The organism is Stenotrophomonas sp. ZAC14D1_NAIMI4_1, assembly GCF_003086775.1.
Lineage (GTDB): Bacteria > Pseudomonadota > Gammaproteobacteria > Xanthomonadales > Xanthomonadaceae > Stenotrophomonas.
The window spans coordinates 330,081-343,259 of the sequence record NZ_CP026001.1 but is presented as its reverse complement, the minus strand read 5'-3'; the positions used below and the strand labels follow the sequence as shown (position 1 = coordinate 343,259).

The following is a 13,179-nucleotide window of genomic DNA, read 5'->3' as shown; positions in this document are numbered from 1 at the left end:
AATGAACAAGCTCAAGAAGTGGTTGGGCAACGCGCTGACCGTGCTGTTGCTGGCGGTGGGCCTGGTGCTGTGGATCGGCCTGCCATGGTTTGGCGTGCTGGCCGTGGCCGTGCTGGTGGCGCTGTGGCTGCTGCTGACCCGCAGCGGCCGCCTGGCCCTGGCGGCCACCCGCATAGGCATCGCCAGCCTGCCGCAGCGCTGGGGCGCCTCCTCGGTGATCGTGGTCGGCATCGCCGGCGTGGTCGGCGTGCTGGTGGCGATGCTGGCGATGGGCGAAGGCTTCCAGGCCACGCTCAACAACACCGGCGATGACACCACCGCCATCGTGCTGCGGGGTGGTTCGCAGGCCGAGACCAACTCGGTCATCACCCGCGAACAGGTGCCCACGCTGTCCACCCTGCCCGGCATCACCCGCGATGGCGAAGGCCGGCCCCTGCTGTCACCGGAACTTTCGCAGGTGGTGAACCTGGTGTCGCGTGCCGATGGCACCGACGTCAATGCGCAGTTCCGCGGCGTCGGCCCACAGGCGTGGGCGGTGCATGACAAGGTCAAGATCGTGCAGGGCCGCAAGTTCGCCACCGGCCTGCGCGAGATCGTGGTCGGCCAGGGGGCGCAGGGCCAGTTCCGCAACATGGAGGTGGGCAAGACGCTGACCCTGGGCAACCAGGCCTGGACCGTGGTGGGTGTGTTTGCCACCGGCGATGCACATGATTCAGAACTGTGGACCGACGCCGATACGCTGGCCACCACCTACCAGCGCGGTGCATGGCAGTCGATCAGCGTGCGCACCGATGGCAAGGCGGGCTTCGAGCAGTTCAAGGCGGCGGTGGCTGCCGACCCGCGCCTGAAGCTGGACGTGGAAACCACGCGCGCCTACTACAGCAAGCAGGGCGGCGGCCTGACCAAGCTGATCGACATCCTCGGCAAGGTGATCGGCACGATCATGGCGGTGGGCGCGGTATTCGGCGCACTCAACACCATGTATGCCGCCGTGGCCACGCGTGCACGCGAGATCGCCACCATGCGTGCGATCGGCTTCCGCGGCCTGCCGGTGGTGACTGCGGTGATGCTGGAAACCATGCTGCTGGCGCTGCTGGGTGGATTGCTCGGCTGCGCCGTGGCCTGGTTGTTGTTCAACGGATACAGCGTGTCCACCATCGGCAGCAATTTCAGCGCGGTGGTGTTCAAGTTCCATGTATCGCCGGAGCTGCTGTGGAATGGGCTGAAGTGGGCGCTGGGCATCGGCCTGGTCGGTGGCCTGTTCCCGGCACTGCGCGCGGCGCGCCTGCCGATCACCACGGCGCTGCGCGAAACCTGATCAGCGCACACGTGTATGTGGTGATGGATGTGGAAGGGCGAAGCGAAGGCTTCGCCCTTTTTTGTTGGTCGTCATCCAAGCATGGCGTGGATCTACTGGTGCCCTATCCACGCATGGCGTGGATCTACCGGTGCTTCATCCACGCATGGCGTGGATCTACCGATGCCTCATCCACGCATGGCGTGGATCTACTGGTGCCTCATCCACGCATGGCGTGGATCTACCGGTGCTTCATCCACGCATGGCGTGGATCTACTGGTGCCCTATCCACGCATGGCGTGGATCTACCGGTGCTTCATCCACGCATGGCGTGGATCTACCCGTGCCTTGTCCACGCATGGCGTGGATCTACCCGTGCCTTGTCCACGCATGGCGTGGATCTACCGATGCGCCTGTCGATCGCGCGGGTGTCCGCATTCCAGTAGATCCACGCCATGCGTGGATGAACGCACGCACACCCTGCGCATTACAGATCATGCGATTGCGGCCGTTATCGGTGCCTCTGCGCATCGAAAACAGCACGCGCGTGACGCTGCGCACAGCCATCCTGTGGATTGTTGGTTGCGATTCATCTTCAACGCGATGAAACACGCAGGGACAAACAGTTACGAATGAAAACACTCTAGAATCCCGCCCCCCACGTTGGTTTGCAGTACCCCACGCGCCCACAGAACGGGCGCATGTTTTTTTCTGAAACACGAGATTTCACGGATGTCCCTGAAGACCACCCCGCTGCGCAACGCGATCGTCATCGCGCTGGCCGCCAGCTGCACCACCCCCGCCTTCGCACAGGATGCGGGCGACAACACCACCAACCTCGACCGCATCGAAATCACCGGCTCGCGCATCCGCCAGGCCAGTGTCGAGACCGCCCAGCCGGTGGTCGCGCTCAACCGCGCCGACATCGAGAAGAAGGGCTACGTCAACGTCGCCGACATCCTGCAGGACGTGACCGCTGCCGGCTCGCCGAGCATGAGCCGCGCGTCCTCGCTGACCTCCTCGCGCGACTTCGGTGGCATGTATGTCAGCCTGCGCGACCTGGGCCCGGAACGCAGCCTGGTGCTCATCGACGGCCGCCGCATGGGCGTCAGCGCCGGCGGTTACTCCGACCTGGCCTCGATCCCCTCGGCCATCGTCGAGCGCGTGGAAGTGCTGACCGACGGTGCCTCGGCGCTGTACGGCTCGGACGCCATCGCCGGTGTGGTCAACATCATCACCCGCAAGAACTTCGACGGTGGCGAAGCCAGCGTCTACGTCGGCCAGTACGGTGAAGGCGACGGCCAGAAGCGCTCCTACAGCGCCACCTTTGGCAAGACCTTCGACCGCGGCTGGTTCAGCGTCGGTGCCGAGCGCACCAAGGAAGACGAAGTGATGGGCGGCGCGCGCGAGTTCAGCCGCTACGTCAACGGCCCGCGCCACCCGAACGACGGCCTCAACGGCACCACGCCGTGGGGCAGCGTCACCGTCGGCGGCAAGCCGGTGACGGTCGGCCCGGGCGGCGACCCGACTGATGCAGCCAACTTCCACACGCTGAACCCGGCCGACGGTGCCAACACCAAGACCAACATGAGCCTGCTGACCGGCCTGGAGCGCACCTCGGTGTTCGCCAACGGCGGCTTCTCGGTCAACGACAACCTGCGCATCGTCGCCGACGCGCTGTACAGCAAGCGCGAATCAAGCAAGCACCTGGCCGGCTACCCGTACTCGGTCACCGCCGCACAGGCCCGCAACGGCACCCGTGCCGCCCTGTCCAAGGACAGCGCGTTCAACCTGTGGGGCCAGGACGTGCTGTTCTCGCACCGCACCGAAGAACTGCTGCGCGGCACCGAGAACAACCTGGAAACCAAGCGCGGCAGCCTGGGCCTGGAAGGCAGCTTCGAGACCGGCTCGCGCTACTGGGACTGGAACGTCAACTACACCTACAACCGCAATGAAGGCGAGCGCATCGGCACGGGCAGCATGTTCCAGCCGAACGTGAACCAGGCCGTCGGCCCGTCCTTCATCAAGGATGGCGTGGCCTACTGCGGTACCACCGATGCGATCATCGCCGGCTGCGTGCCGTGGAACCCGGCTGCACCGATGGGTTACACCGGCCCGGGCTCGCTGAGCAACCAGGACGTGCAGGACTACCTGTTCGCCCGCTTCGTGGACAAGAGCCAGACCACCACCAAGGTGGCCAGCGCCAACATCTCCGGTTCGCTGTTCACCCTGCCGGCCGGTGACTTGCTGACCGCGATGGGCTTCGAGCACCGCACCGAAGAAGCACGCTACACCCCGGACCTGATGGTGCAGAACGGCCAGATCGCCGGCACCAGCGGCAAGCCGACCCAGGGCGACTACTCGCTCAACGAGGTCTACCTGGAACTGCAGGTGCCGCTGCTGGCCGACATGGCCTTCGCCCGTGAGCTGTCGCTGGACGTGGCCGGTCGCTACTCGGATTACAACAACTTCGGCTCCACCACCAACAGCAAGTTCGGCGTGAAGTGGAAGCCGATCGACAGCCTGCTGGTGCGCGCCACCTACGGCACCGGCTTCCGTGCGCCCACCGTGGACGATCTGTACGGCGGCACCGTCAGCAGCCGTGACTCGTTCACCGACCCGTGCGACACCTCGTTCGGCACCGCCGCCACCAGCGCTGCGGTTGCTGCACGCTGCAAGGCCCTGAACGTGCCGGCCAACTTCCGCCAGCTCAACAGCGACGGCACCGTCGCCAGCAAGCCGGGCCAGCAGGCCACCACCGATTTCAGCTCGGGTTCCAACCCGGACCTGAAGCCGGAAACCGCCAAGACCTGGACCGTGGGCCTGGTCTACAGCCCGGACTTCGTGCAGGGCCTGGACGTCAGCCTGGACTGGTGGAAGATCCGCATCGACAACGCCATCGTCGGCGAGTCGGCCACCAACATCCTGGAACAGTGCTACGTGCAGGGTTCGGACGCTGCCTGCGGCCGCTTCACCCGCGGCAGCAACGGCCAGGTGAACGGGCTGGACCGCTCGCTGGTCAACGCCGGCTACCGCGAAACCGCCGGCTATGACATCAGCGCGCGCTACCGCCTGCCGGAAACCGCGTTCGGCAAGTTCGCCGTCACCTGGAACACTACCTACACCGACTACCTGGAGCAGCGTAACGACAACGCCACCACCACGCCGGTGGAGCAGCTGACCAGCTGGGGCGGCAACTTCCGCGTGCGCTCGACCTTCAACCTGGACTGGCAGTACGGCAACCTGGGCATCGGTTGGACCGCGCGCTACTACTCCAGCATGAAGGAGAAGTGCTCCTACATGGACGAGTGCAACATCCCGGGCTTCAGCTCGGCCTACACCGATGCCTCGCCGACCAACAAGGTGGGCTCGAACACCTTCCACGACCTGCAGGTGCGTTACAGCCTGCCGTGGGATGGCACCGTTTCGCTGGGCCTGAACAACGTGTTCGACCACCAGGGTCCGGTCATGTACAGCCAGCCGAACAGCAGCTTCGTCTACTACGGCGGCTTCGACATCGGTCGTTTCATGTACATGAAGTACCAGCAGCGCTTCTAAGCCTGCACCCGCGTTCCCGTTCCGGCCAACTCTCTCCTGGCCGGAGATGGAAGCAGAACGGCGCCCCTCGGGGCGCCGTTCTTTTTTGCCGGAACCGGGGTCGGATCCCTTCGCGATTACCGCTTCGCCGCCCGCATCGCGCGCACGTTCTCGCCGACGAACAGCACCAGCCCGGCCCAGATCACCGCGAAACCAATCGCCTTGCCGGTGTCGAATGCCTCGTGGAAGAAGAACACGCCCAGCAGCAGCTGCAGGCTCGGCGCGATGTACTGCAGGATGCCGACCAGCGACAGCGGAATGCGCTTCACCCCGTAGGCGAAGCCGATCAGCGGCACCGCGGTGACCACGCCACCGAAGACCAGCAGCAGGTCGTTGCGCAACCCCCAACCATGGAAGAACGCGCCGCCATGGCCGTTCTCTGCCCACACCGCAAACGCCAGCGCCGGCAGGAACAGGTACAGGCTTTCCACGCCCAGCCCGGCCACCGGATCCACCGACACCAGCTTGCGCAGCAGGCCGTACAGGCCGAACGAGCAGGCCAGCCCCAGCGCGATCCACGGCGGCGTGCCGGCATCGATGGTCAGCCAGGCCACGCCCACGGCGGCCATCGCCACGGCCACCCACTGCAGGCGGCGCAGGCGTTCCTTCAGCACCAGCACGCCCAGCAGCACGTTCACCAGCGGATTGATGAAGTAGCCCAGGCTGGTTTCAATCACATGCCCGGCGTTGACCGCCCAGATGTAAAGGCCCCAGTTGAAGGCGATGGTCAGGCTGGATACCGCCAGGATCGGCAGCGCGCGTGGCTGCGCGGCGATCTTCTGCCACCAGCCCAGGCGCGCGCTCAGCAGCAGCCATGCCACCACCAGCACCGTGGACCAGATGATGCGGTGGGCGATGATCTGGAACGAGGGCACCTCGTTGAGCAGGTGCCAGTACACCGGCACCAGCCCCCACAGCACGAAGGTGGAGGCGGTGACCAGCAACCCGCGGCGTTGTTCTTTCTCGTCCATGCTCATTTCTTCCAGGTCCGCGCCATGGTCAGCACCACCACGCCCAGCAGGATCACCGCCATGGCCAGGAAGTCGCGCCAGCCGAAATGCTCACCGTTCAGTGCCGCACCCAGCAGCACCGCAATCACCGGGTTCACGTACGCATAGCTGCCGGCCAGCGCCGGGCGCACGTTGTGCAGCAACCAGACGTACGCGGTGAAGGCCACGATGGAACCAAAGACACACAGGTAAGCCATGGCCAGCAGGCCGCTGGTATCGGGCAGCGTGGTCGGGCGCTCGCCCACCGCCAGGCCGATCAGCACCAGCAGCACGCCGCCGCAGATCATCTGCCCGGCGGCGGTCATGAACGGGCCGGGCAGATCCAGCCCGCGCGCCCACACCGAGCCGAAGGCCCAGCCGATCGGCGCGATCAGCAGCAGCACCAGCCCGGTCGGCGAGGCGGTCAGACTGCTGCCAGCGTTGAGCCAGACCACGCCGATGAAGCCCACCGCGATGCCCAGCCATTCACCACGGCTGGCGTGCTGGCCGCGCAGCGCCGAGAACAGCGCCATCCACAGCGGTACCGAGGCCACCGCCGTGGCCGCCAGGCCTGAAGAGACCTCGCGCTCTGCCAGCACCACCATGCCGTTGCCCAGCACCAGCATGGTCACGCCCATGATGACCAGGTTGCGCCACTGCCGCAGGGTCGGACGCGGCATCTTCCAGAACAGGCGCAGGGCCAGGTACATCAGGCCGCCGGCAATGATGAAGCGGCTGCCGGACACCATCGTGAGCGGCAGCGCGCCGCCGTGCAGGGCCTTGGCGATGCCCAGGTAGGTCGAGCCCCAGACCACGTAGACCAGCAGCAGCGCCAGCGCGACAAGGCCACCCCGGGGGGCAGCCGCAGAAGGAACAGGGGAAGCCGACATGACGCACCAGCAGGCAGGGGAAAACGGATTCTAGAAGGTTCGGGTGACGGAAATCACCCCGGTTCTGGAAGTGAGCTCGTAAGCCGACGGCCCAATCAGAGTTTCTGGCATCACGCATGGGCTAAAACCCGAGCGAGATCTTCCCCTGAGTACGGAATTCACAAGCGAAGCATGACGCTTTCTATCGGAGCTCCAGCAACTGAGATCCAGGTCATAAAAACCTTCTTCGCGATCATTGAAAACGGATCTGCCCAACATGAGTTGGGCCACCGATCTGTAAGGAGAAACCAATGGATGGCATTCCGCTCCCCCTCACCCCAGCCGTGGGTTTGGCTGGCACTTCAATGCTCTGCTCGCCGATTGAACCAGTAACGATTGCAGTCGCAATCGTCATCGCCGTTCTCCCCGTATGAGGAATATAGACATGAAACCCACCGCACTTCCGAGGCAACAGCACCCGGTTGGCATGCATGGCTCATGCATCCTGATCGAGACAACGGGAGCTGGCTGCGCAGCAGTTGGCGTCGTCGTCGGCATCCTGATCAATCGTGGCATTCACCCGATTTGAAGTAAATCGGCGGCGGGCCGGATTCCCGGCCCACCGCACTGGAGGCGGCATGGAACGTCCGAGGCAAATGCTTGACCTGGCTGATGATCCTTCCCAGCTTCAGAAACTGAAGACTGCTCATGGAAGGAATACCTCACTCCTCAGCGCACTTGAAGCGACAGGCCAAGCGAATCGAATTCGTGGCTGGAGCAAATGTATCCGCGGCGACGGCACCGTCGCGATGAATCGTAAGTTGATGCTATCCATCTGTCGGGAGTTCGATCTGCCGACTTTGAAGCAGCACTTCGGCAGAGAGTGCCAGAACCATCTTGAGAGCGCGCTCTACACAACGCCCGGGCGGTTCTTCGTCAAGCAACCTCTAGCGGGGATGGTCGTCTACAAGGACGAGCACGTGCAGATTCACTACATGCACAGGCCGCCACGTCAGCTCATTGCAGCTCCAGAGGGTGACACCGAGACAGGGATCACGATCATCGGGATGGACTCTCTGGTGCTGTTCGCGCAGACAGAGCATGTCAGCCACCAGACATTCTCCGTTGAGTGCGACGATGCAGCGGCGCCAGCACTTGGCCCTCCCTCCAGCGGGAACTCCCAATCAGGAGATTTCGTGTTTCTAGAGGGTGGTAGACAGGGAATGCGCCTGCTTAAAGGAGATGCGCCCACGTCGATGATCATTTGCCTCGCCGCGCAGCCGAGATGTGAAGCAACCAAGCACTTCTCCCTCAGGACCAGCCAACTGGTCGGCTGCACAGCAGCCAGTATCACTGACTCCCGCCTCCAGCTCATCGCTACGGCACTTGCCCAGCTAGGGGGTAGCGGAGCTGCAAGTTCGCTTCTTGATTTATCCCACCATCCGACGACGTTCGTGCGCTGGAATGCCCTCCGGGCGCTTTACCAGGTCGACCCCAAATCAGCATCTACTCGCCTGTCGGAGATGAGAGAAGGCGATCCGAGTGATGAGATAAGAAGCCTCGCGGCCCGTTCAATGGAACAAGGATGAAAATTCCATGCCCATCCAGATATTAGACCCGTCTACAGATTCGATCACGCTGACAGATCTTGTGGAGCACCTCGATCAATCGTCATTCGATCCACGTGACCAACACTCGATGATGGCGGTGGCCCCCATGCTCAAGAGGCTTGGAAACAACCGCACATTTCTCAGCGATGCCATTTGCGCCGAGCTCAAGGATTCGAAGGAAATCCAGGTCGACAACGACTACACACCACAGGTCATCATGCTTCACGCCCCCCAGTCTTCAGGTCAGAGCTACTTCATTCGTGCGTGCTTCTGGCCCGGGAAGAATGACGAAATTCTTGCTGCGAGCGGCCCCCAGGCGTTCTTCTACGGTGTTCCGCATGATCACAATTTCAACTTTCTGACGGTTGGCTACCAGGGACCTGGATACGAAAGCGACTACTTTGAGTACGACTACGCCTCGGTGGCTGGAATTCCTGGCGAGAACGTGGATCTTCGCTTCACCGAACGCTCGCGGTTGAAAAAGGGAAATGTGCTTCTGTACAGGGCATTCAGGGATGTACACCAGCAAATGGCACCCGATGAGTTTTCTGTGAGCATCAACATCATGGAGCACTCCCTGAGAAGCGTAACCATGGATCAGTATGAATTTGAACCTGGCACAGGGACGATCTCACAGATCATCAATCGGTCCAATGCATCCGCCCTGTTCATGATTGCCGCCGGAGATGCGGATGGAGAGGCGCAGCAGCTGCTGAGAGACGTGTTCCGATGTCATCCAATGGAGCGTGTACGTATGGCTGCCTTGGAGGCACTGGTCGCAAATTCTCGCAGCCATGAGGCATCAATGCAGTTGATCGCAATGGTGGAGAACCGTCACAGCCGTTTCATGCAATCTAGGGCTCGTCAAATTGCCGAGAGAATTGAGAAGGGAGCCTCAGATGCTGCACGCTGAACGCCTTTGCAAAAATTACGGATCACGCGTAGTCCTGCATGGCCTGGAAATGCAGGTCGATGCTGGACAAATCGTCGGAATCATAGGGGCCAATGGTGTCGGCAAGACGACGCTGTTCCGCGTCCTCTGCAACCTCATCCCGGCCGATTCCGGCGTCGTCTCAGTTGCTGGGAGTGAAAACGGAGCGCGGGCGCCATGGTGTGACATCGGCTATCTTCCAGAGTCCCGGAGCCTGTTCCCCGAGGTTACCGTTGGCCGGTCACTGGAGTTCTGGTCTGCCATGAGAGGCATGACGAGGTCGGATGCTGTCCGCGCACGTGACCTTTGGCTGGGCAAGATCGGGCTTCTAGATCGTGCTTCACACCGGGTTTCCAGCCTGTCAAAGGGCAACCTGCAGAAGCTTCAGGTTGCAGCCTGCATGCTTCATTCACCGAAGGTACTTGTACTGGATGAGCCTTTTTCAGGACTGGATCCGGCCAATCAGGTTGCGGTCGTCGACCTGATCTCGGCCGCAGCGCGTCAAGGCGCAGCGGTGGTCCTTTCAGCGCATCACATTGAACTTCTGCAGCGATTCTGTGGAAGGATCCTGGTGCTCAAGAACGCGCAACTCCAGCCTGCCAAAGCTGAGGACCTTCATCTGCCCGCGGGCGCTCATCACCGGGATGACACCGGCGATCCCCCGTCACAGGCATCGACGTCATGGGAGGACAGAGCATGCGCATGAGCCACTACGCCAGGGTCAGCGGCTTTGAGTTCAGACGGCACCTGGATATTCGAGGCGAGCTGGTTGGTCTGCTCCTGCTGGCAGTGATTGCTTTGGTGAAACTGGGAGGCGACGCCATTCTGGCGAAGGAGGCCGCGACCACCATCCAGATTTCTGCCGGAGGAACTCCGGTGGCCGGAATGAATGAGGGACGCTTCCAATTCGCCAACACCAAGGGCGATACCGCCACTAATGGACAGCCAACGCTATCGATGGAGTCCGGTGACTACGTACTCCGAATCGCACAGGCGCCGGGCTGGATTGCGGAGTTGCAACACAGCCTCGATTCGCTTCATCGTCAGCACTCGCTTCAGGCTCTCGGAGTTTCCGCCGACCAGCTGCGGCATGCTGAGTCACCGGCATCACTCAGGGTAGTGGATCTCTTCGGAGTACCGGCTCTCCCGAACTCATCACTCACCGCTATTTCGATCAGCATGGTTGTACTGACCACACTTGCCATTCTCGGTTGCCTGGGCATGTTGTTTCAGGGCTTGCTCAGTGAGCGCTTTGCTCATGTGACAGAAATGATCCTCAGTGCCTCTCCGCCGGGCTTCTGGCTCGACTGCAAAGTTGCAGCGTCGATCTGCCATGGAATGAAGACGATCACAATCTATGGCGTTTACGCGGCTTTTGCCTGGATGCTCATGTCGGAATCGACCAGTATGTTCGCAGACATTTCCGGCCGGAGTTGGGGCCTCGTAGTTGGCCTGTTGGCATTCTGTTTCCTGGGCCTGATGCTGTGGAACTGGTTCTTTGCCGCGTGCGCTACCGCAATCCGGTCACCCCATTCAGCATTCCGCAACACCCTCGCAGCCTTTCCTTTGACCATGATCATGATCGGCTTTGGCGGGCTAAAGGCCCCGGAGGGCCTATTCATGCAGGCCATGTCGCTCTTTCCGTTCACTTCAATGGCGGCAATGCCGATCCGCCTGCTCTACGTGGATGTGCCGAAGTGGCAGCTTCTGGTGTCGGTGGTACTTCTGGCAGCGAGTGCAGCCATTTTGAGGACCTGGGCCAGGAGAAACTTCAGAGACGCCATCGTTTCTCCGATCGACGGTTCGGCTTCAGCGCTTCATTGAGTCGATCATGTGACAAATGGGGACCACCGCGTACGACGATCTAGCTATGGTCCCTTCCCCCTCACGCTGTCACCCTGTGCGGTCCCCATGCCCTGCCCGCCCCTCCGGCACCCGGCGTTGACGTGGGATGCAGTACCTAGGAGGCTGGCTGGCAGCGCCCACGCGCGCCCCTGGCACCGATCTTTCCCGCATGGAAGCACCGCATCGAGGATCCTCACCCAGATGAGCACCACGTCCCAACCTGCTGTCCCCAGCACCGACGGCGCCGCGCTGCGCCGCTCGATCTCCAATACCCTCAAAGGCTCCGCCGGCAACCTGGTGGAGTGGTATGACGTCTACGTGTACTCGGTGTTCGCCGTGTACTTCGAATCGCAGTTCTTCTCGCCTGAAGACAAGAACTCCACGATGTACGTGTGGGCGATCTTCGCCGCCACCTTCCTGATGCGCCCGATCGGCGCCTGGTTCTTCGGCCGCTTCGCCGACCGCCACGGCCGCCGCCTGGCGCTTACCGTGTCGGTCACCCTGATGGCCGTCTGCTCCTTCCTCATCGCCATCACGCCCACGGCGGCCAGCATCGGCATCTGGGCGGCGATCATCCTGCTGTTCGCGCGCCTGCTGCAGGGCTTTGCCACCGGCGGCGAGTACGGCGCCAGCGCCACCTACATGTCCGAGGCTGCCATTCCCGGCCGCCGCGGCTTCCTGTCCTCGTTCCACTACGTCACCCTGGTCGGTGGCCACGTGCTGGCGCAGCTCACGCTGTTCCTGATGCTGAATTTCTGGGGCAAGCCGGAAATCTCCGAGTTCGGCTGGCGCATCGCGTTCGGCATCGGTGGCATCGCCGCAGTCGTGGTGTTCTGGCTGCGCCGGGGCATGGACGAGACGATGGAAGAGTCGTCGATCGAGGCCGCACGCGAAGGCAAGGCGAAGAAGTCCGGCTCGATGTACGAGCTGTTCGTGCACCAGTGGCGCCCGCTGCTGCTGTGCTTCCTGATCACCGCCGGCGGCACCATTGCCTTCTACACCTACTCGGTGAACGGCCCGAAGATGATCCAGAGCGCCTTCGCCGCCGATGATCCGATGACCGCCACCCTGGTCAACCTGGGCGTGCTGACGTTCCTGATGGTGCTGCAGCCGATCGGTGGCTGGCTGTCGGACATCATCGGCCGCAAGAGCCTGCTGGTGTTCTTCGGCGTGGGCGGCGTGCTGTACAGCTGGTACCTGATCACCCAGCTGCCGCACCAGCACGATGCCACCCTCGCCTTCCTCACCCTGGCGCTGGGCTTTGTCATCCTCACCGGCTACACCTCCATCAACGCGGTGGTGAAGGCCGAACTGTTCCCCACCCACATCCGTGCGCTGGGCGTGGGCCTGGGCTATGCGCTGGCCAACTCGCTGTTCGGTGGCACCGCGCCGCTGCTGTACCAGGGCGCGCTGAAGACCGGCCACGTTGACTGGTTCGCCATCTACGTCACCGCCACGATCGCGGTATCGTTGGTGGTCTATGTCTTCTTCCTCACCAACAAGGGCCCGAACTGGCTCGACGGCACCCGCAAGTAAGGGCGCTGTGTTGATGGCAGCCACCGGTGCAATGCCGGTGGCTGCTGCGTCTCCGGCGTCACCGCTGATGTGGATGGCGGTGGTGCTGGCCGCAGCCACGGCAGTGGCCTGGCTGCTGCGCCGCCCCAGTGCGCAGGCCGCGTGGCCGCGCATCGGCTTCGGGGTGGCATTGCTGGTGTTCGGTGCCGCGCTGGCGCTGCAGCTGGCGGTGGACCTGGGCAGCGGCCACAGCTCCCTGGCGATGAGTACCCACCCGCGCGGCGGGCAACTGCACCCGATGGGCATGCGCACGATGGTGGCGTGCTATCTGGCCGCGCTTGCTGCCAGCGGCTGGGGCGCGTGGAGGCTGTTGCGCCAGCGACGGTAGTGCCGGCCGCTGGCCGGCAACCGGCGACCGGCGACCGGTAGAGTCGACTGTTAGTCGACTGCTCTTCGATCAGGCTGCCAAGAACCCCGCGCTGCGCGGGTAGTCGACCAACGGTCGACTCTACCTCTGTCGTCGCAC

The 13,179-nt window shown here is 62.9% G+C and carries 11 protein-coding genes; 9 read left to right on the top strand and 2 right to left on the bottom strand.

Translation table 11 applies throughout. From position 1 onward, the window contains the following. Window position 1: 1 nt before the first annotated feature. Window positions 2-1,318 carry an ABC transporter permease gene (locus C1927_RS01520; protein ID WP_108745755.1) on the top strand — a complete coding sequence of 439 codons (1,317 nt, stop codon included), beginning with the start codon at window positions 2-4 and terminating at the stop codon, window positions 1,316-1,318. Between the two features lie 711 nt (window positions 1,319-2,029). Continuing rightward, window positions 2,030-4,855: a TonB-dependent receptor gene (locus C1927_RS01515; RefSeq protein WP_108745754.1), complete on the top strand. Its 2,826-nt coding sequence runs from the start codon at window positions 2,030-2,032 to the stop codon at window positions 4,853-4,855. A gap of 116 nt (window positions 4,856-4,971) precedes the next feature. Here C1927_RS01515 and rarD read toward each other — a convergent pair whose 3' ends face one another. Together rarD and yedA are read right to left on the bottom strand one after the other, a co-directional pair. Next, the gene (gene rarD / locus C1927_RS01510) at window positions 4,972-5,871 is read right to left on the bottom strand and encodes an EamA family transporter RarD (RefSeq protein ID WP_079224929.1); all 900 of its coding nucleotides are present in this window, start codon (window positions 5,869-5,871) and stop codon (window positions 4,972-4,974) included. Next, entirely contained in the window at window positions 5,868-6,773 is a 906-nt protein-coding gene (gene yedA, locus C1927_RS01505; protein ID WP_108745753.1) for a drug/metabolite exporter YedA, read from the bottom strand. Before yedA ends, rarD begins: the two co-directional genes overlap by 4 nt. Before the next feature lie 424 nt (window positions 6,774-7,197). On the opposite strand from yedA, the gene C1927_RS21575 reads away from it, so the two are divergent. From C1927_RS21575 to C1927_RS01475, 7 genes are all read left to right on the top strand, one after another. Next, the gene (locus tag C1927_RS21575; protein WP_159095035.1) at window positions 7,198-7,341 is read left to right on the top strand and encodes a hypothetical protein; all 144 of its coding nucleotides are present in this window, start codon (window positions 7,198-7,200) and stop codon (window positions 7,339-7,341) included. A gap of 67 nt (window positions 7,342-7,408) precedes the next feature. After that, window positions 7,409-8,341, top strand: coding sequence for a HEAT repeat domain-containing protein (locus C1927_RS01500; protein ID WP_254051526.1), 933 nt, complete (start codon window positions 7,409-7,411; stop codon window positions 8,339-8,341). 7 nt (window positions 8,342-8,348) lie between these two features. Next, complete coding sequence (locus tag C1927_RS01495; RefSeq protein ID WP_108745752.1) at window positions 8,349-9,275, top strand: transposase; 927 nt, start codon at window positions 8,349-8,351, stop codon at window positions 9,273-9,275. Then, complete coding sequence (locus C1927_RS01490; RefSeq protein WP_108745751.1) at window positions 9,262-9,999, top strand: ATP-binding cassette domain-containing protein; 738 nt, start codon at window positions 9,262-9,264, stop codon at window positions 9,997-9,999. Before C1927_RS01495 ends, C1927_RS01490 begins: the two co-directional genes overlap by 14 nt. Further along, window positions 9,996-11,117: an ABC transporter permease gene (locus tag C1927_RS01485; protein WP_254051525.1), complete on the top strand. Its 1,122-nt coding sequence runs from the start codon at window positions 9,996-9,998 to the stop codon at window positions 11,115-11,117. Before C1927_RS01490 ends, C1927_RS01485 begins: the two co-directional genes overlap by 4 nt. 222 nt (window positions 11,118-11,339) lie before the next feature. After that, entirely contained in the window at window positions 11,340-12,674 is a 1,335-nt protein-coding gene (locus C1927_RS01480) for an MFS transporter (protein ID WP_079224927.1), read from the top strand. A 31-nt stretch (window positions 12,675-12,705) separates the two neighbouring features. Then, window positions 12,706-13,041 carry a hypothetical protein gene (locus C1927_RS01475; RefSeq protein ID WP_254051578.1) on the top strand — a complete coding sequence of 112 codons (336 nt, stop codon included), beginning with the start codon at window positions 12,706-12,708 and terminating at the stop codon, window positions 13,039-13,041. Window positions 13,042-13,179 lie beyond the last annotated feature (138 nt).

Bases quoted from the DNA above. Each gene is read 5' to 3' on its own strand.
- C1927_RS01490 (WP_108745751.1), top strand. From the start codon at position 9,262: ATGCTGCACGCTGAACGCCTTTGCAAAAATTACGGATCACGCGTAGTC.
- C1927_RS01515 (WP_108745754.1), top strand. From the start codon at position 2,030: ATGTCCCTGAAGACCACCCCGCTGCGCAACGCGATCGTCATCGCGCTG.
- C1927_RS01485 (WP_254051525.1), top strand. From the start codon at position 9,996: ATGAGCCACTACGCCAGGGTCAGCGGCTTTGAGTTCAGACGGCACCTG.
- C1927_RS01480 (WP_079224927.1), top strand. From the start codon at position 11,340: ATGAGCACCACGTCCCAACCTGCTGTCCCCAGCACCGACGGCGCCGCG.
- yedA (WP_108745753.1), bottom strand. From the start codon at position 6,773: ATGTCGGCTTCCCCTGTTCCTTCTGCGGCTGCCCCCCGGGGTGGCCTT.
- rarD (WP_079224929.1), bottom strand. From the start codon at position 5,871: ATGAGCATGGACGAGAAAGAACAACGCCGCGGGTTGCTGGTCACCGCC.
- C1927_RS01520 (WP_108745755.1), top strand. From the start codon at position 2: ATGAACAAGCTCAAGAAGTGGTTGGGCAACGCGCTGACCGTGCTGTTG.
- C1927_RS21575 (WP_159095035.1), top strand. From the start codon at position 7,198: ATGAAACCCACCGCACTTCCGAGGCAACAGCACCCGGTTGGCATGCAT.
- C1927_RS01475 (WP_254051578.1), top strand. From the start codon at position 12,706: ATGCCGGTGGCTGCTGCGTCTCCGGCGTCACCGCTGATGTGGATGGCG.
- C1927_RS01500 (WP_254051526.1), top strand. From the start codon at position 7,409: ATGCTTGACCTGGCTGATGATCCTTCCCAGCTTCAGAAACTGAAGACT.
- C1927_RS01495 (WP_108745752.1), top strand. From the start codon at position 8,349: ATGCCCATCCAGATATTAGACCCGTCTACAGATTCGATCACGCTGACA.